The organism is Synechococcus sp. H70.2, assembly GCF_047462275.1.
Lineage (GTDB): Bacteria > Cyanobacteriota > Cyanobacteriia > Thermostichales > Thermostichaceae > Thermostichus.
On record NZ_JANSIU010000006.1, the window covers coordinates 87,325 to 105,522 of the forward strand.

18 protein-coding genes are annotated in these 18,198 nt (G+C 60.0%); 12 read left to right on the forward strand and 6 right to left on the reverse strand.

All coding sequences use genetic code 11. The annotated features are described in order from the left end of the window. Positions 1-4: 4 nt before the first annotated feature. The 3 genes from NW822_RS07610 to NW822_RS07620 form a co-directional block, all read right to left on the reverse strand. Entirely contained in the window at positions 5-781 is a 777-nt protein-coding gene (locus tag NW822_RS07610; RefSeq protein ID WP_414359828.1) for an anti-sigma factor domain-containing protein, read from the reverse strand. A 36-nt stretch (positions 782-817) separates the two neighbouring features. After that, on the reverse strand, positions 818-1,426 hold the full coding sequence (locus tag NW822_RS07615; RefSeq protein WP_414360078.1) for a sigma-70 family RNA polymerase sigma factor: 609 nt from the start codon (positions 1,424-1,426) through the stop codon (positions 818-820). A gap of 161 nt (positions 1,427-1,587) precedes the next feature. Beyond that, a complete protein-coding gene (locus NW822_RS07620) occupies positions 1,588-2,748 on the reverse strand; it encodes an HhoA/HhoB/HtrA family serine endopeptidase (protein ID WP_414359830.1) in 1,161 nt (386 codons plus the stop codon). A 365-nt stretch (positions 2,749-3,113) separates the two neighbouring features. Between NW822_RS07620 and NW822_RS07625 the strand changes: the two genes are divergently transcribed. The 5 genes from NW822_RS07625 (at position 3,114) to NW822_RS07645 (ending at position 6,477) form a co-directional block, all read left to right on the forward strand. Then, positions 3,114-3,806 (forward strand): hypothetical protein, encoded by a 693-nt coding sequence (locus tag NW822_RS07625; RefSeq protein WP_414359832.1) that lies wholly within the window; start codon positions 3,114-3,116, stop codon positions 3,804-3,806. Positions 3,807-3,972: 166 nt separating this feature from the next. Continuing rightward, positions 3,973-4,458, forward strand: coding sequence for an allophycocyanin (locus NW822_RS07630; RefSeq protein WP_414359834.1), 486 nt, complete (start codon positions 3,973-3,975; stop codon positions 4,456-4,458). 58 nt (positions 4,459-4,516) lie between these two features. Next, positions 4,517-5,002, forward strand: coding sequence for an allophycocyanin subunit beta (apcB, locus tag NW822_RS07635; protein ID WP_414359836.1), 486 nt, complete (start codon positions 4,517-4,519; stop codon positions 5,000-5,002). Positions 5,003-5,163: 161 nt separating this feature from the next. Continuing rightward, entirely contained in the window at positions 5,164-5,367 is a 204-nt protein-coding gene (locus tag NW822_RS07640) for a phycobilisome linker polypeptide (protein WP_011431036.1), read from the forward strand. A gap of 111 nt (positions 5,368-5,478) precedes the next feature. Continuing rightward, positions 5,479-6,477: an ABC transporter ATP-binding protein gene (locus NW822_RS07645; protein WP_414404045.1), complete on the forward strand. Its 999-nt coding sequence runs from the start codon at positions 5,479-5,481 to the stop codon at positions 6,475-6,477. Between the two features lie 89 nt (positions 6,478-6,566). Here NW822_RS07645 and NW822_RS07650 read toward each other — a convergent pair whose 3' ends face one another. Further along, positions 6,567-8,216, reverse strand: coding sequence for a 2-isopropylmalate synthase (locus tag NW822_RS07650; protein ID WP_414359839.1), 1,650 nt, complete (start codon positions 8,214-8,216; stop codon positions 6,567-6,569). A gap of 330 nt (positions 8,217-8,546) precedes the next feature. Between NW822_RS07650 and NW822_RS07655 the strand changes: the two genes are divergently transcribed. Together NW822_RS07655 and NW822_RS07660 are read left to right on the forward strand one after the other, a co-directional pair. Then, complete coding sequence (locus tag NW822_RS07655; protein ID WP_414359841.1) at positions 8,547-10,685, forward strand: polyribonucleotide nucleotidyltransferase; 2,139 nt, start codon at positions 8,547-8,549, stop codon at positions 10,683-10,685. 43 nt (positions 10,686-10,728) lie between these two features. After that, positions 10,729-12,771, forward strand: a complete 2,043-nt coding sequence (locus NW822_RS07660; protein WP_414404046.1) for a CHASE2 domain-containing protein — start codon at positions 10,729-10,731, stop codon at positions 12,769-12,771. A 461-nt stretch (positions 12,772-13,232) separates the two neighbouring features. Here the strand turns inward: NW822_RS07660 and NW822_RS07665 are convergent, their stop codons facing one another. Further along, positions 13,233-13,454, reverse strand: a complete 222-nt coding sequence (locus NW822_RS07665) for a high light inducible protein (protein WP_414359847.1) — start codon at positions 13,452-13,454, stop codon at positions 13,233-13,235. A gap of 242 nt (positions 13,455-13,696) precedes the next feature. Here NW822_RS07665 and NW822_RS07670 point away from each other — a divergent pair, with 242 nt between their 5' ends. Then, positions 13,697-14,179 (forward strand): pyridoxamine 5'-phosphate oxidase family protein, encoded by a 483-nt coding sequence (locus tag NW822_RS07670; RefSeq protein WP_414404047.1) that lies wholly within the window; start codon positions 13,697-13,699, stop codon positions 14,177-14,179. A gap of 38 nt (positions 14,180-14,217) precedes the next feature. Here NW822_RS07670 and NW822_RS07675 read toward each other — a convergent pair whose 3' ends face one another. Further along, the gene (locus NW822_RS07675; protein WP_414359852.1) at positions 14,218-15,144 is read right to left on the reverse strand and encodes an alpha/beta fold hydrolase; all 927 of its coding nucleotides are present in this window, start codon (positions 15,142-15,144) and stop codon (positions 14,218-14,220) included. Between the two features lie 79 nt (positions 15,145-15,223). On the opposite strand from NW822_RS07675, the gene NW822_RS07680 reads away from it, so the two are divergent. From NW822_RS07680 to NW822_RS07695, 4 genes are all read left to right on the forward strand, one after another. Then, a complete protein-coding gene (locus tag NW822_RS07680; protein ID WP_414404048.1) occupies positions 15,224-15,997 on the forward strand; it encodes a WecB/TagA/CpsF family glycosyltransferase in 774 nt (257 codons plus the stop codon). Positions 15,998-16,157: 160 nt separating this feature from the next. Then, positions 16,158-16,844, forward strand: a complete 687-nt coding sequence (locus NW822_RS07685) for a cell division ATP-binding protein FtsE (RefSeq protein WP_414404094.1) — start codon at positions 16,158-16,160, stop codon at positions 16,842-16,844. A 79-nt stretch (positions 16,845-16,923) separates the two neighbouring features. Further along, entirely contained in the window at positions 16,924-17,829 is a 906-nt protein-coding gene (locus tag NW822_RS07690; protein ID WP_414359856.1) for a cell division protein FtsX, read from the forward strand. A gap of 59 nt (positions 17,830-17,888) precedes the next feature. Further along, positions 17,889-18,128 carry a DNA-directed RNA polymerase subunit omega gene (locus NW822_RS07695; protein WP_414359857.1) on the forward strand — a complete coding sequence of 80 codons (240 nt, stop codon included), beginning with the start codon at positions 17,889-17,891 and terminating at the stop codon, positions 18,126-18,128. Positions 18,129-18,198 lie beyond the last annotated feature (70 nt).

The following is an 18,198-nucleotide window of genomic DNA, read 5'->3' on the forward strand; positions in this document are numbered from 1 at the left end:
GGACTCACCTTTCTCCCAACACCCTAGCGCTAAGGAGAACCTTGCCGCCAAGGTCTGGGGGGACGGCGGCAGCCGTAATCAGCACTTCTTGGACAGGAGCATCCTTGGAAGGCGTTTGTAGCGGGCGCAACGCAACAATGGCGGTGCCCTGGCCATCTACCTGAAAGCTGCCGCCATAGAGCATCTCCTCGGTGTCCAGCTTGAGCCAAAGGTGGTAGCGCTCCCCTGCAGGCAAGGGGGGCAGATCCCTTGCCGCCAAAACCACCTCCTGCCACTCCCCCGGGCGAAACAGCAAGTTAGCCGACCCTGCCTCCCCCTGCAAGGTAATCAGGCGGGATCCCGGCTGTTGGAACAACTGGGCCAGCGCCTGCACCGCTTCTAGGGGAGCTGGCTGCAGGGTCTGCCGCAGCCGCCAGTTATCGAAAACCAGCAACAACAAAGTTACCGCCGCTAAGCCCCTCAGCCACCGCCCCTCAAGCTGGAGGCGACCAAGGCCCAGAGAGGGCAAGGCTGGGGGTGGGGGGATGGGTGGGGTGCCTGTCTCTGCCATGACCTGGCTGCGCAAACTGGCTGAAGGGATCACCCCCGGCAGCCCATAGGGCAACAAATGCAGAGCTTCCTGGAGGGCTTGTAATTCTGCCAATAGCTGCGGCTCTTGAGCTAAGCGCACCTCCAGGGCACTTGCCTGCTCAGGGGGCAAGAGCCCCAGCAGGTAATCGGCCAGGACTGCCTCTTCCAGCTCAGCGGGAAGAGGAAAAAGGGGGGAGGAGGCAGAAGACATGGCTATCCCAACAACCCTGCGGCAGGGCTCAAAACTTTACTGGCCAAGCAGGGGGCGCAGGGATCGTCGCAACTTGCAAAGGGCTTGGCGAGAGCGAGCTTGGACTGTGGCCAGCGGAATCCCCAGCTCTTGAGCGATATCCTCTGCGCTTAACCCTCGATAGTAGAGTAACTCCAGTAGCTGGCGCTGGCTTTCCGAAAGCTGACTGAGAGCCTCCTGAACTGGCTGCCGCCGCTCCTCCACAGAAAGCTGCTCAAAGGGGGCTGGAGATCTGCTGCTGGCAATGAGCAGGGGCTGCCAGGGCTTCCAGGGGCGCCGCTGGCTGCCTTGAGAGCGCAGCCGCTCAAGAGCCTGCGCTCGGGTCAACCTACACAAAAGACTGTTGATGGATCCCTGCTTGGGATCGTGGCTGGGCTTTCGCCAGAGGGTGGCGAACACTTCTTGCGTCAGATCCTCGGCCTCAGTTACACAGCCTAGGATCTGGAGGGCCAAACCATAGACCAAGCTGGCATAGCGATCATAGAGGGCGGCCAGAGCAGCAGGCTGCCCTGCTTTGAGGGCTTCCATCAGCTCCAAATCAGTACAGGCTGGCCAATTCCTCACCTGCTTGCACCAAGGGGATAGGGCTCTCCGCTGCTTAACCATGCTGGACCCTACCCAGAACGCCAGAGGAGACAGATCCATAGTAGCTGCCCCACCGTCCCCCTCCCCCGCAAGAGCGCCAGCCTGCCGCCGAAGTCCAGCGGAACGTTACCTCCTCTCCCCCCTCTTGGTTGTAGCAACCAGCTGGCTTGAACAGCAGTTGCTTAGCTGCGCTTTGGCGTCGGGAAAGAGCCGGTGACCGCCTGGATCTTTTGCCGCCGCCCCCCTCGCTCAATCTCCAGCTCTAGCTTGCTGCCCACCTCAGTGCGCTCCACCTCTTGCTGCACTTGGTCGGCAGTGGTTACAGGGCGGCCATTGACGGAGAGGATGATATCTCCAGCCCGCAGGCCCGCCCGCTCTGCTGGGGATCCCTGAATGACCTCGCCGATGAGCACCCCCTGATCCACGGTTACGAAAATGCGACTGTTGGGATCCTGGTTAAGGCGCTCCTTCAGCTCAGGAGTAAGGGTGAGCATGCGGATACCCAAGTAGGGGTGATCCACCCTGCCCCGGGTAATCAACTGGTTGGCCACCCGCTGCGCTGTCTCAATGGGAATGGCAAAGCCCAACCCCTGCGCTCCCTGGATGATGGCGGTATTGACCCCAATCACTTCCCCTTGGGCATTCAGCAGCGGACCGCCGGAGTTGCCGGGATTAATGGCCGCATCCGTCTGGATGAACGACACCCGCTTGTCGGGCACGCGGATCTCGCTGCTGGAACGGCCCAAGGCACTGATGATCCCGGCAGTTACCGTGTTGTCTAGCCCCAGGGGGTTGCCAATGGCAATGGCCCACTGACCCGGCTCCAGAAGCTCGGAGCGGCCCAGCTTCACCGTTGGCAAGTTCTGGGCGTCAATCTTGACCACTGCAATGTCCGTAACTGGGTCCGTGCCAATAACCTTGCCCTCAAAGCTACGGCCATCTTTCAGCGTCACCGTCACCTTGTCAGATCCCTCCACCACATGGGCGTTGGTGATGATCTGGCCATCCGGGCTAATGATAAAGCCGGAGCCCGTCCCTTGCTGTCGTCGCTGCCGCGGCAGGGGAGGGATCACCTGGCCAAAGAACTCGCGGAAAAACGGATCGCTAAAGAACTCCTCTGGGAAAGCCCCAGGAACGTTGACTGTCCGCTCTGAGTCGATGCGCACCACTGCCGGCCCCACCTTCTGGGCCACCTCGGCAATAAAATTTAGGTTTGGCTGGGGTGGAGTTGCCGTCGTCTGAGCAGATACCCCCCTGCCTCCCCCTAGCGCTGCTCCCAGACCAATGCCCAAGAGCACCAGCAGCACTGACGCAAAAAGAGACCTGAGGGCGGAGACTGCCAAAGGCTGCAAAAAGGGAAGGACTCTATTCCCTTGAGGCGACTGGTCAGGCTGAGCAGAAGGGCCTGAACTGGGAGAGGGTTGGTTTGGCATAGATGGGCTGGACTTCATAGCCACAGGGAAAGAGTTGGGATTGCGGAAAAAGCCCCACGGGGAGGAAAAAACCTAGGCCCAATCTAGCACGGGCAGCAGGTATTCCAGAACTATGGCGCTTTTCCGCACTGCTATCCAGTCCAAAGAGCAGCAGAATCTACTGCTCTGGGAAGCTGACTTCCCTCTAGGAGTGGGTTTGATGGAGGGGGAAGCCAAAGAAGCCTTTGCACTTGGTTTTTGCCGCTAACCTAGAAGTGTAGCTCAGGGATAAGACCATGACCAACCGAGCCCGTTGCCTGTTGGCTCCGCTGCTGGGGGGGTTGCTCTGGCTACCACCAGCTGCGCCGGTTTTGGCGCAAAGGGATCCCTTGCCACCCCCACCCCCTGGCGAGGGATGGCGTCCTGTAAATCCGGCGGCAGGGGGAAACGGCTCTGGCCAGCCCTTTCAATTGCGAACCACGCTGCTATTGCGCTCTGGAGATTTAATCCAAGCGGTGCATCGCTCTGCCGAGCCCCTCCTGCTTGCCCCTGGTGAAACCCGCGCCGTCAGCCTCAGCCTGGAAACTCCCCTGCGGGATATCTACGGCAACACGGTCGTCCCGGCGGGAGCCATCCTAGAAGGTCAATTCCAGCCAGTAAGCGGCGGCACCCAGTTTGTCTCGCGAGCTTTGGTTTTTAACGGCCAATCCTACCCCCTCTACGCCCAAAGCCAGGTGATCCCGCTGCGCAAGGATCCCCGCCATACCTCTGCGGAAGCCATTGTCCAAGATGCCCTGATTGGAGCAGCTGCAGGGGCCATCTTAGGGGGCCTCCTGGGTGACCGGGTGATCTCAACAGAGAAAGTGCTGGGCGGAGCAGCTGCAGGGGCTGTGATTGGCAACGTGACAGCGCCAGAAGTGGCGGTGATTGATGCCAACGCCAGCCTGACCTTGAGGGTTACCCAAGACTTTCAACCCTATCTGCCCTAGACGAGGGCTAGCCGCTGCAGCCGTTGCCAGGGAGGGGAGCTCCTTGCCTGGGAAGGACTTTAAGAAGTGTGAAGATCTGAGATGGCAGACGGCAGGCATATCGGAGAATAACATGGGGGTATGCCTGTCATACTCTTTTAAAAAAACGACTTGAGGATGGCTATCCATGAGCGTTATCACGAAGTCGATTGTGAATGCGGATGCGGAAGCCCGCTACCTCAGCCCGGGAGAACTGGATCGCATTAAGTCCTTCGTCACCTCGGGGGAGAAGCGGCTGCGCATTGCTCAAGTCTTGACTGAGTCGCGTGAGCGCATCGTTAAGCAAGCAGCCGATCAGCTCTTCCAAAAGCGTCCCGACATTGTCTCTCCAGGTGGCAACGCTTACGGAGAGGAGATGACGGCAACTTGCCTGCGGGATATGGACTACTACCTGCGCCTAATTACCTATGGGATCGTTGCCGGCGATGTTACGCCGATTGAGGAAATCGGCTTGGTAGGTGTGCGGGAGATGTATAACTCCTTGGGCACGCCCCTGCCGGCAGTGGCGGAGAGCATTCGCCTCATGAAGCAGGTAGCCATGGGTCTGTTGTCTCCCGAGGACGCGGCTGAAGCAGCCTACTACTTTGACTTTGTCGCGGGAGCCATGAGTTAGTCTTTTTGTTTAACTGCCTTCTGTTTAAGGTTCACGGATTGGATTTAGGAAGCTCATCATGCAAGACGCAATTACTGCTGTAATCAACAGCTACGATGTCCAAGGCAAGTACCTCGACAGCTCGGCCATGGACAAGCTGAGGGCTTTCTTCGCCTCGGGCGAGCTGCGGGTGCGGGCGGCTGCCACCATTGCAGCCAACGCTTCCAACATCATTAAGGATGCTGCTGCCAAGGCTTTGCTCTACTCGGATCTCACCCGCCCTGGTGGCAACATGTACACCACCCGTCGCTATGCTGCTTGCATTCGCGACATGGACTACTACCTGCGCTATGCCACCTACGCCATGTTGGCAGGGGATCCCTCCATCCTCGACGAGCGGGTGCTCAACGGCCTCAAAGAAACCTACAACTCGCTGGGAGTGCCAATTGGGGCAACGATTCAGGCCATCCAAGCCATGAAGGAGGTAACTGCGGCTTTGGTGGGTCCTGAAGCCGGCAAAGAAATGGGTGTGTACTTTGACTACATTTGCTCCGGCCTAAGCTAACTGCCAACATTGTGGCCTTGGCCTGAGGTTTAGCCTCTAACAAGCACGACAGGCGACTTGCCCCAGGGATCTGGTGTGCTAACTAGGGTACGCGAGCTTTCTGAGGTGGGTCGCCTGCCTTGCTGGTTGGGTCAGCCATTTATCAGGGGGATCCTTGCACCATGCGGATGTTTAAGATTACAGCTTGCGTGCCTAGCCAAACCCGAATTCGTACCCAACGGGAGCTGCAGAATACCTACTTCACCAAGTTGGTACCCTACGACAACTGGTTTCGCGAGCAGCAGCGCATTCAGAAGTCGGGTGGCCGCATCCTGAAGGTAGAGCTGGTTGCCGGCAAGCCAGGAATCGACGTGGGGTTGCTGTAGTTCCCTTGCCCATCTGCTGTTGCCTCCTGGCCAGATCTGGTAGGCCCAGCTTTGGGGAGCTTAGCCTTGGGGCTGGGGAAGCCAGTCTGGCTATTTTGTGGGGGTGAGAGTTTGGAGCCAATTATTGCTGTTGACAACCTGAGCAAGGTCTACCCAGTGGCCATCAAGGAGCCGGGGGTAGTGGGCACATTGCGTCACTTTTTTCGCCGCACCTATCGCTACATCCCGGCAGTGCAGTCTTTGAGCTTTCAGATTCAGGCGGGGGAGGTGGTAGGTTTTCTGGGGCCAAACGGCGCTGGCAAGACCACCACCCTAAAGATGCTAACAGGTCTCATCTACCCCTCCAGTGGCACGGTCCAGGTGGTCGGCCATCTGCCCTACCGACGCGAGCCAGCTTTTTTGCGGCAGATTACCCTTGTGATGGGACAAAAGCAGCAGCTCCTCTGGGATCTCCCGGCGATGGACTCCTTGCGCATTAATGCCGCTGTTTACGAGCTCCCGGAAAAGGTGTTTCAGGATCGGGTGGAGGAGTTGGCGGAGTTACTCAACCTGCAAGGCAAGCTAAATCAACCGGTGCGCAAGCTTTCCCTAGGGGAGCGGATGAAGGCAGAGCTCCTGGCGGCCCTGCTCCACCGCCCGCAGGTTTTGTTTTTGGACGAGCCCACCTTGGGGTTGGATGTGAATGCCCAGGCTGCTGTGCGGCAGTTTCTACGGGACTACAACCGCCGCTACGGGGCAACAGTGCTCCTGACCAGCCACTACATGGCTGATATTACAGCCCTTTGTGAGCGGGTGCTGGTGATTAGCGGCGGGCAACTGATCTACGATGGCAACCTAGAAGAGCTGCGGCAGCGCTTTGCTCCCTATCGCGAGGTGAAGCTGGAATTGGCCCGCCCTTGCTCCTCGGCGCAACTGCAGTCCTATGGTGAGCTGCGCAGCGAAGGGGATCCTGGCAGCAGCTGCGAGGTGCGGCTGTGGGTGCGGCGGGAACAGCTCACCCAGACAGTGGCCAGGCTGCTGGCAGAGCTGGAGGTGTTGGACTTGACAGTAACCGATCCGCCAATTGAAGAGGTTATCGGCCGAGTGTTTGCCGGGGGGATCCTCCCCTAGGGTTAGGTTCCCCCGGACTGCCCCCCGGCAGGAGAGGGAGCCCAGGAGCCTGGCTTTGGAAGCAAGGAGAGGGCTTGTTGTGCTCGTGGTCAAACTTGTTGCGTAGCAGCCTCCCTCTGGGCAGCCGTCGAGCGAGCTGCATGCAGAGCGGCATAGAGCTTGTTGAGGGCGTTCACATAGGCTTGCGCGGAGGCAACAACGATGTCCGTATTGGCAGCATGGCCGGAGAAGATGCGATCTTCATGGCGCAGGCGGATAGTAACTTCCCCCATGGCGTCAATGCCGGCGGTAACCGACTGGACAGAGAATTCAATGAGCTGGTTAGGAATGTTGACAATGCGGCTGATAGCTTTGTAAACCGCATCCACCGGTCCCGTGCCCACCGCTGCATCCACCTTTTCCTCCCCCTCAGGGGTAATTAGGCGCACAGTAGCTGTAGGCGTCTCGTGATTGCCACACACCACCTGCACGTGCTCCAGCCGGTAGAGGTCCGGCACTGGCCGGGTTTCATCGTTGACGATGGCCTCTAGGTCGAGATCGGTGATCTCTTTCTTTTTGTCGGCCAGCTCTTTGAAGCGCAAGAAAGCCTTGTTTAGCTCTTGCTCTGACAACTCGAAGCCCAGCTCCTTGAGGCGGGTACGGAAGGCGTGGCGGCCCGAGTGTTTGCCCAACACCAAGGTGCTCGATTGCAGACCGATGGTTTGGGCGTCCATGATTTCGTAGGTCTGACGGTTTTTGAGCATCCCGTCTTGATGGATGCCGGATTCGTGGGCAAAGGCATTGGCACCAACAATTGCCTTGTTGGGCTGCACCAACATGCCGGTGAGGTTGGAGACTAGGCGGGAGGTGCGGTAGATCTCCTGGGTTTTGATGTGAGTCAGCGGTTTTTCGGAGTCCACCGGCAGCCCAAAGTAGGGGTTAAAGTAGCTGCGGCGCACATGCAGGGCCATCACCACTTCTTCCAGCGCTGTGTTACCGGCCCGCTCGCCAATGCCGTTAACGGTTACTTCCACCTGTCGCGCTCCCTGCTTGATGGCCTCCAGGAAGTTGGCTACTGAGACTCCCAGGTCGTCGTGGCCGTGGACAGAGATGATAGCCTGCTTAATACTGGGCACGTTCTCGCGAATGCTTTTAATCAGTTGGCCGAATTCCTCGGGCATGCTGTAGCCAACGGTATCAGGGATATTGATGGTTTTGGCCCCGGCCCGAATGGCTGCTTCGAGGACCTCGTAGAGGAATTCGGGATCAGAGCGGGTGGCATCCATGGCGGAGAACTCCACATCGTCCACAAAGGACTTGGCGTAGGCCACCATCTCTTCAGCAATTTGCAGCACCTCAGCGCGGGTTTTGCGCAACTGGTACTTGAGGTGGATGTCAGAGGTGGAAATGAAGGTATGGATGCGGGGCTTGGCAGCGGGTTTGAGGGCTTCAGCTGCCGCTTCGATATCAGCCTTGCGGGCACGAGCCAGGCTGCAGATGACGGGGCCATCGGGGGTGCCCACGTGCTCAGCTATCTTCTGCACCGCCTCAAAGTCGCCAGGGCTGGCGTAGGCAAACCCCGCCTCGATGATATCAACCCCTAGCCGAGCCAGTTGCCGGGCAATGGCCAGTTTCTCCTCAGTGTTGAGGGTTGCGCCGGGACACTGCTCTCCGTCGCGCAAAGTGGTGTCGAAAATAAGCACATGATCCAAGGCTTGGCCATCAAATGAGGAAGAGGTAGAAGCTGCGGCAGCGTTCATAACTTTTCGATTGAAGAGGTAGACAGTGCTTTTTATTTTGGCATTACTAGAAGCGCCGTAAAGCCCCTAGCTTATTGCATTGCTCTATAGAAGCAAGCTATAACCGCCGGGAGGACTTCAGCGGCTGCTGAAGGCCCCAGATCCTTGGCGCCTGGAGAGGTACTGCCAACCGCCTTCTGCAGTCTCTTGGCCAACGCAGAAATCGGGTGAGGCTGAGCTAGCCCCTGCAAAAGAAGTGGCCGGAGGCCTAGTGGCTCGGCAGGGGTTGCCTACTTCAACGGGCCAAAATGCTACGATAGCGGCAAGGAAAAGAGGAAGGCGAAGCGTTACATGGCAGAATATACTCGGTCGATTTCCTTCTACGGGCGGGAAATTGACATCAATATTGGCTTGATGGCCCCCCAGGCAGGCTGTGGAGTCTGGCTGACCTGTGGGGAAACTTCGGTCTTGGTTACGGCCACGCGCCAGGCCAATCGTGAGGGGGCTGACTTTTTGCCGTTGCTGGTGGACTATGAGGAGCGCCTCTATGCTGCTGGCCGGATCCCAGGGAGCTACCTGCGGCGCGAGGGTCGCCCCCCAGAGCGGGCTACTTTGATCTCGCGTCTCATAGACCGACCCCTGCGGCCGCTGTTTCCAGAGTGGCTACGGGACGACGTACAAATTGTAGCCACCACCCTCTCTGTGGACGACAAGGTGCCCCCCGATGTGCTGTGCATTTTAGGAGCCTCCCTGGCCGTTCACGGTGCCCGCATTCCCTTCAACGGCCCGGTGGCAGCGGTGCGAGTTGGCCTACTCCAGGATGAGTTTATCATCAACCCTACCTATGCGGAAATCGAGGCTGGCGACCTGGATCTGGTGGTAGCTGGCTGTGCCGACGGCGTGATCATGGTCGAGGCGGGCGCCAAGCAGGTGCCGGAAAAGGACGTGGTTGAGGCTATCGAGTTTGGATTCGAGGCTGTTCAGGAGCTGCTCAAAGCTCAACAGCAAGTCTTTGCCGACCTCAACATCACTCCTGTGGAACTGCCCCCGCCCCCCGTCAATGAGGAGCTGGTTACCTTTGTAGCAGAACAGGCGCAGGAGGAGATTTGCTCTGTCCTTAGACAGTTTTTGGACAAGACCAGCCGCGAGCAGCAATTGGAGGCCATCAAGGCCAAGCTGGCGGCCCAAATCCAGGAACGGCCAGAGGGGGATCCCCTAAGGCTTTACCTGCTGGAAAACCCCAAGGAGTTGGACAACCAGTTCAAGGCCCTCCTCAAGAAGCTGATGCGCCGGCAGATCCTGGAAGAGGGGGTGCGGGTAGATGGGCGCAGGCTGGACGAGGTGCGGCCGGTCTCCTGCCGGGTGGGCTTGATCCCGCGAGTCCACGGCAGTGCTCTGTTCAATCGTGGCCTCACCCAAGTCCTTTCCATTACTACCCTAGGCACCCCTGGCGATGCCCAGGAGTTGGACGACCTGCACCCAGTGGACGAAAAGCGCTACATGCACCACTACAACTTCCCTGGTTTTTCTGTGGGAGAAGTGCGGCCCTCGCGCTCGCCGGGGCGGCGGGAGATTGGCCATGGGGCGCTGGCGGAGCGGGCCCTAGTGCCAGTGCTGCCCAAGGAGGAGGAGTTCCCCTACGTGGTGCGGGTAGTCTCGGAGGTGCTCTCCTCCAATGGCTCCACCTCGATGGCTTCAGTCTGTGGCTCTACCCTGTCTTTGATGGATGCCGGGGTGCCGATTAAGGCGCCAGTTAGCGGCGTAGCCATGGGCCTAATCAAAGAAGGGGACGAGGTGCGTATCCTCACTGACATCCAAGGGATCGAGGACTTTTTGGGGGACATGGATTTTAAGGTGGCCGGCACGCGGGCGGGGATCACCGCTTTGCAGATGGACATGAAAATTACCGGCATCACCGTTGACATCCTCGAGAAGGCCCTCCTGCAAGCCAAGGCTGGGCGGGACTACATCCTCGACAAAATGCTGGAGGTCATTCCCGCCCCTCGGCCTCAGTTGGCCAAAACGGCTCCCCGTTTGCTTACCTTCAAGGTGGATCCAGAAGACATCGGCAAGATCATCGGCCCCGGCGGAAAGATGGTGCGCAGCATTACTGAAGCAACGGGGGCCAAGGTGGACATTAGCGACGATGGCACAATCACGGTCTCTTCCTCGGTTAGCGGCCAGGCTGAAGCGGCGCGGGCCATGATTGAAAACCTAGTGCGGCGAGTGGAGGAAGGGCAAGTTTACCTAGGCAGGGTGACCCGCATCCTCCCTATTGGCGCCTTTGTGGAGTTCTTGCCTGGCAAGGAGGGCATGATCCACATCTCGCAACTGGCGGAGTACCGCGTCACCCGCGTCGAAGATGAAGTTGCCGTGGAAGACGAAGTGGTGGTCAAGGTGCGCAGCATCGATCACAAGGGCCGTGTCAACCTCACCCGGCTTGGCATTAGCCCTGAGGAAGCGGCGCGAGTGCGCAGCCACCGCCGTTGAGGCTGCGGTTTCTTCCCCACCCCCCAGTGACCAAGGTCCTGGAGTGCCAGCTCGACGGGCCGCCTCCCCAGGGGAATGGGGCTGGGCTTTGGCTTGGGGGCTGGGGTGGGCTACTTTGCTCAACCTTTCCGCTCAGCACCCCTTGCCCCTGCGGCTGGAGAGCGATGCCCAAGCCTGGCTCTATGCCCTGCGCCGCCCCCAACAGCCTTCCCCAGAGGTGGCAATTGTCGGCATCGATGGCCGTCTTGAAGGCCAGGGGGAAAGGGCGGAGGGCAAGCCTCATGTTGACTTTCTTCTGGAGCGCTCCAACTACGCCGGCCTAACTCTGCGCTTGCTGGAAGAAGCGGGGGCTAGGGTGGTGGTGCTGAATCTGCCCAGTAGCTTTGTGGTGCCGCAGAATCTGGGTAACGAGGACCTGGATGCTCCCCTGCGTCAGGTTATCCAGCGCTACCCAGATCGTGTGGTCTTGGCTACCCGCAGCAGTGAGAGCTTTGGCCGCTCTGAGATCAACATCTACAACCACTTTTTGCCCTTTTCCTCGCGGCGGCTGGAGTACTTGGTGGCACCGGAACATGTCCAGGGAGTGGTGCAACACCGCCTGGACGGGGCTGGAATCCTGCGCCAGGCCCAGTTGCGGGGGCTCTACCTACGCCGCGACAGCCAGGAGGAGCAGATGTTTGCTGCGGTGGAGGCCTTGGCTTTTGCCAAGTACGACCCGGAGCGGGCCAGCCGCTGGTTGCGCGAACGGGGTTTGCAGCCAGTTCAATTCAACCCCCTCGGAGCCCAGCACGGCATCCCCATCATTCCCATCGAGGAGGTCTGTCCGCCGGTGATTCCCCGGACGGGACCCGGCTCCCCGACGATCAACCCCGGGCAAGCCTGCCGCCGCCAGGAAGGGATCCCCCCCCTCGATCCGAAAGTTGCCGAGCAACTGCGGAACAAGATCGTCCTGGTGGGCTTTGTGGGCGGCTACCCCGAGACCTTTCCAGTACGGACAGCAGATGGATCCCAGATTGCAGCCGTAGAACTGCAGGCGCAAGTCTTGTCCAGCCTGCTTACCGGAGAGGTGTATCGATCCCTGCCGGCAGCGCTGGCGGCAGGGGTTGTCTTTCTGCTGAGTGGGGGAACGGGCCTGATCTTGGTGCTTCATCGCCCTTCTCCGCGCAAGAGTCGCTGGGACTGGAAACAGCGGTGCCCTCTCCTCTGGCCGCTGCTGGGGCTGGCTGCTTACGAAGGCTGGGCTGTGGCCCAATTTTTGCTATGGCGTTGGATTTGGCCGCTGAGCTTGCCAGCTTTGGCGGTTGGCCTGACAGAGGTAAGCCTGCTGCTAACGTTGGTGATTTTGGAAAACCAGCAGAGGCTTTTGGCCCAACAACAGGAATTGGAGCGCCTACGCCGGGCTGAGCAGGAGGCGGCCATCGACCAAGCCCGCAAGCTGCTCTACCGGGTAGCCACCGACATTCATGATCGCGAGCTGCAAGAGCTGAAGGTGGTGATGGACGAGCTGGAGAGCTTACAATGGCAACAGCAACAGGGCAGGGATCCCGATCCTGCCATTTACGATCGTCTCCTGGAGCAGCTGGAGCGGATCGGGCGGGGCATTCGCGCCCAGCTCAATGACGTGCGCACGCTGGCCACCAAGTTGCACATTTCCCCCAGCCTGCGGGAGGGCTTGCACCGGGGCATCGACACCTATCTGGACGAGCTCATCCAAACGGGCAGCCTGACCTTGGCTGTAGAGCGCCACCTGCAACCTTTGGCGGAGCCCAATACTAGTGAGTGGTTCGACCAGCGGGAGGACATCCTGCGCTTTCTGCGAGAGGCCATTGGCAATGTCATTGCCCATGTCCAGCCTCCCAAGGGCAACGCCTCCTTTGTCAAGGTGTCCCTAGTCCAAAGGGATCGCCACTGCTACCTGTCGATCCTCAACGACGGCATAGAGTACGCTCCGGCCCCCTGCGGCGGTTACGGCAGCAAGGTCATGAATACCATCGCCCGCTACCTGCCCAAGGGATCCTGGCACCGCACCCAAACCCCAGAAGGCTACACCCATGTAGAGCTGCACTGGGAGATGCCGGATCCCTAGCTACAGCCAAGGGAAGCTCCTTGGCAAGTGCTAGCCCACGGCTGGGGGCTCGAAGGAGGGCGTCCCGCTGGCAAAACGTAGCCCCGCAGGCAGCGGGCCAAGGCCCCCTAAGCCCCAGGGGGTACCTTGGGCCAACACGACTCTGCCTTGGCAGGTGGCTGCCGCTAGCAAAAGGGCCGCTTAGGCTGGCAGGGGACTGCAGGCTTTCACCTAGGTCTAGGCAGTTTGCAGTTGTTGCAGCTCCTTGGAGGTTAGCTTGGCACTGAGAGCACCCTGCTCCCCGCTGGAGTTAACCCTCTCTGGTGCAACCTGGCTGTTGGTGTAGAGGCCTACAAGGGGCTTTCCTAGGGGCCGGCGCTATTGCAGACTAGGTCAGGAGTTGTTGCAGGGTAGTCAAATAGCGGCGCTTCTTTTCCATACTTCCGCGCCGCGTTGCTCAGTGGGCCCCAGCTTGTCTTCTTCTACCGACCCAAGGACTGCAGCCAGCCAATGAGGGTGGTACCGGACAATGCTTCAAACGCAATCAAGGCCACAAAGCCAATCATTGCCAAGCGCCCGTTCAAGCGCTCAGCGTACTCGGTAAAGCCCACCCGCGGAACGGGATCCACATACATTTCTGGCTCAATGGCGTAGTTGTTGAGGCGACCACCGTCTTCAACAACAACGGAGCGATATCTGCTCATAGGGTTCTCCTTATTCTTTCTTGACCAGTGTAGCCTACTCTGGGGAGGATTGTAAAGTTTTGTTGAGCAAAGGGAGAGTTGGGGCTTTCGTCCCCGTTGCGGGAGTTGAGCCAAACCAGGTTGTGCAGACGGCGGGAGAGCCAGGCCACTTTCCCGGGCCAGGTCGTCAACGGGGGCTAGGCCATCCCTTCTCAAACCAGGAGGGCTTGGGGATAATAGCAGCGGCAGGGAGAGAAAAAGCAATGTCGGCACAGGAAAAGTTGCGGGCGCTGCTGGAGACCCAGCCAGTAGCCAGCTTGGCGGTGCTAGAGGAGGGGTCGCCAGCAGTGTCGCTAGTGCCTTTTGTGGTGCAATGGGATCCCTTGCGCTTGGCCATTGTCATCAGCGACCTTTCTGCCCACACCCTAGCTTTGCGGGCAGATCCCCGGGCCGCGCTGCTCATCCACGAGCCGCCGACGCCGGGGGATCCGCGCAGCAACCACGCCTTGCCGCGGCTAATGCTAAAGGGGACAGCCCAGTTCCTCAGCCGCGAAGAGGCCCAAGCCCAGGGGTTTGAGGCCCGTTATCGCGCCAAGTACGAGATTGCCGAGATGATCCTGGGCCTGGCGGACTTCCACTTCTGTCAGATCAACCCCACCAGCGGCAGCTTCATTCAGGGGTTTGGCCAGGCCTTCCGGCTGAGCGGCCCCAACTTGGATCAACTAGAGCACCTCACTCCCTCTTAGGCGGGGGACGGGACTTCCCTCCTCTGGGAGAGGCGCTGCTAGGGGATCCCGAGCTCAGGTTTTCGGGTGGGATCCCGGAGCCAGGCTAGCAGCAGCGGGTTGACCAGCTCTGGGGCTTCGTCGTGGGGACAGTGGCCCACCCCGGGCAAAGGAATAAACCCCACCACGCAGGGGAACTCGGCCAAGGCCCGCCCTAAGGCAATGGGCTCCCAGGGATCTGCCTCCCCCCAGAGGATGAGGACAGGGCAGGTGACCTGAGGGAGGAGATCTTCGGCCAAGGGGCCTTGAGAGTAGCGGACAAAGGCCAAGAAAACCTCTGCCGCCCCTGGATCAAGAGCCGGTCGCAGCACCAGCTGCACCAGATCTTCCGTAACCGCTTCTTTGCGCCCGTAGGCCTGGAGGAGGATGTTGCGAATAGCCTTGGGTCGGGCTAGCTGGGCAAAGAAAAACCGCCCAAAGGGGGGCCACCCCAGCAGAGATTGCAGCAACGGAGCAGTCCAGCGGCGCAGCCATGAGAGCTGGTGTCGCTTGCGCTCGTGCAGCAGCCGCAGCGAGGGATCCAACATCGCCACCCCCAAAACCTGGCCTGGCTGCAAAACAGCTGCCTGCAAGGCCACAATGCAACCAATGGAGTTGCCCACTAGATAAGCTGGCTCCCCCACGACCTCCCGCGTGAAATCGGCCACCTGGGCGCCCCAGGTCTCGAAGGTGTAGGGCAAAGGGGATCCCGGCAAGGGCTTGGCGGATCCCCCAAACCCGAGCAGATCCAGGGCGTACGCGCGGCAGTGCCGCCCCAGCGCCGGCAAATTTTTCCGCCAGTGGTCGCTGCTGGCCCCAAAGCCGTGGATGAGCACTACTGCTGGGCTAGCGGATCCCGCCTGCTGGTAGCGAATAGACTGGCCCCGCCAGAGCCAGTGCCCTTCAGAGGGAGTTAGGACGCTTGGAGAAGGCTGTTCGGAGAGCATGGGGATCCTAGCAGCTGGCCCTCTTTTTTGCTGGCACAATTTGGATGGGGAAGCAAGTCCTCTCCCTAGGTTCGTGGCGATGGCGTTGGTAGCCTACCCCCTTTTGGGCGTCAACCTGCACCTTACCCTGCCGGAAGCCCAGCTGCAGAGCTACGCCGCCTGGATTGCAGCCCGCCTCAGCCAGGGCCTGGGCGCCCAGGTGGTCACCTGCAACCCGGAGATGATCATGCAGGGGCAGCGGGATCCTGCCTTTGCCCAAGTGCTGCGGGAGGCTGAGCTGGTGATCCCAGACGGCATTGGGGTGGTTTGGGCCTTACAGCGGCAAGGGATCCGCGTCCAGCGGGTGCCAGGGATCGAGCTAGCCGAAGCCTTAATCCAATTGGCGGCAGAACAGGGGTGGCGCTTGGCCTTGGTGGGGGGCAAGCCGGAGGTAAACCAGGCGGCGATTCAGCACTGGCGAGCCCGCTTTCCCTCTCTGGCCGTTTGGGGCCACCACGGCTACTTCTCTCCTGCCGAGGAAGAAAACCTGCTGCAAACTCTCCAGGCCTTCCAGCCGCAGCTGGTGTGGGTGGGGCTGGGATCCCCGCGCCAAGAGCTATGGATTTATCGCTGGCGAGCTCTTTTGCCCCAAGCCATCTGGATGGGAGTGGGCGGTAGCTTCGACATTTGGGCTGGGCAAAAACGACGGGCCCCCCGCTGGTGGCGTGACCATCACCTGGAATGGTTGTATCGTCTCTATCAGGAACCTTGGCGCTGGCGACGCATGTTGGCTTTGCCCAGGTTTGCCTGGCAAGTGCTGTGGGCTCCCTCTCCCTCCCAAGCAGGTGGCGAGACCTCCTCTCCCTCTTTGTAGGTGCTTTGCCATGATGGTTAGTCAGCCCGTTGGTGATGTTCCTCGCTTTTACCGTTGCGCCCATCCCAGCTCCAGCGTCTCTCTTCCCGCCTTACCCGCCTTAGCTGACCTAGACGTTGACCGGTCCCGCCCGCGATCCCTGCCCAGCAGCTCTGAGAACATGGTGTTGCTGCGGGGTGTGAGCAAAGTCCTTCCCAATGGCGAGTGGCTCTTGCGGGATGTCAATTTGGAGGTGCGCCGCGGCGAGTTTGTCTTCATAACTGGAGTCTCAGGGGCGGGCAAGTCCACTCTCCTGAGGCTGCTCTACGGGGCTGAAGAGGCCACCAAGGGTACGGTGATGGTGGATGGGGTGTGCCTGTTTTCTTCGGAAGGTCGGCGGCGGCCCTACCGGATTCCCCCCCGTCCTCTAGCGATGCTGCGGCGGCGCTTGGGAGTGGTCTTTCAAGACTATCGCCTCTTGGCCAATCGCACCCTAGCGGAAAATGTAGCCTTTGTCCTGCGGGCCCAGGGGCTCTCCCCGGCAGAAATTCGCCGCCGCCTTGGGCCAACCCTGAAGATGGTGGGGCTGGCCGATAAGGAGAATCGCTTTCCCCATGAGCTTTCGGGGGGAGAACAGCAGCGCCTCAGCCTGGCCCGCGCCATTGTCAACAGGCCGGTGCTACTGCTGGCAGACGAGCCGACAGGGAACCTGGATCCGGAAAACTCGCTGTTGGTTCTCCAGATTTTGGAGCGCCTTAATTCTTTTGGGGTGACGATCATCATGACCAGCCACGACCCCTATCTCGTGGAGCGAGCCGGCCACCGGGTGGTGCGCATGGAAGGAGGACGCCTGTATGATAGGGGCTGAGGAGCTGCCGGGATCTGCAGGCCAAGCCCCCTTTCCATGCTCCCTAGGGCGGGAATCCCTTCGCTAGGCGCTAAGCAGCATGCAGTTTCTCTACAAGATTCGCTATCTCTTGCAAGAGACTTTTCTGGGGTTGCGGCGGGGAGGCTGGCTAAACTGGGCTGCTGTTAGCACCCTGCTGGTGCTGCTGTTTTTGGTCGGGATCGGCGTGGAGCTGTCTTGGGGAGTGGAGGCGACGGTGCGCTCCCTGGGAGGGCAACTGGAGATCTCTGTCTATCTGGAGCCGGAACGCCAAGGGGTGGAGTTGCAGCCGCAAGTTGCCCGACTGCCCCATGTGGAAGCGGTGAGGGTGATCACCAAAGAGCAAGCCTGGCGCGACCTGCTGCTGGAGATGGGGATCCAAGATGAGGCGGCCCTGGAAATCCAGCTGGGAGAGAACCCCCTTGTGGATACCCTGCGCGTCAAGGCAGATTCCGCCGAAACCCTGGGCCAGGTGGCTGAGCAAATTCGCACCCTGGAAGGGGTGGACGAGGTGTACTACGGCAGCCGTATTGTGGAAGAACTGACCCAGCTCCAGGAGCTGCTGCGGCTGGGATCCCTGGGCATCCTTGGGGTGCTGACTCTAACTGCAGTGGCTGTCATCACCACCACCATTCGCCTCGTCGTCATAGCGCGGCGGCGGGAGATTGAGGTAATGCAGCTGGTGGGGGCAACGGCAGCCTGGATTTACTTGCCCTTTGTTTTGCAGGGCTGCCTGTTTGGGTTGATCAGTGCCCTGGGGGCTTGGGGCTTGGTTTTGGGATCGCGGCAGTTGCTGCAGGAGGCGCTAGAGCGGCTAATTCCCCTGCCTTTGGTCAAGGTGCTCCAGGCCGATCCCGATCCCCTGGCGTCCTGGTTCCTGCCGCTTTTGCTTTTGGGGATGGGAATTTCCCTGGGCACCAGCAGCAGCCTCATTGCGGTGCGCAAGTCAGCAGGTCGCGGGCTCTGAGCTAAGGGCTTCCATTGCGCTACAATCAAGCTTTGCCTAGGAACACCAAGACTCCAACTATGGCGTCCCGCAATCCTGATTTGGGCATTGACAATGACGAGCTAATGCGTCGGGTAGAAGCATTGATTAACGCTGCCAAAAATCGCTATCGCATTACGGTACAGGTGGCCAATCGGGCCAAGCGTCGCCTCTATGAGGATCCCAACGAGGCGGAAGAAGGACGGATGAAGCCCATTCGCCGCGCCATTATCGAGATGTCGGATGAGCTGATGGAGCCGGAAATTATTGGCGACGAGTAGGGGTTTGGCCGGGAGGGGAGGGGCGGCAATCTTCCCCGGAGGAGGAAGCCCGCGTTGCCCGTCAGCCAGC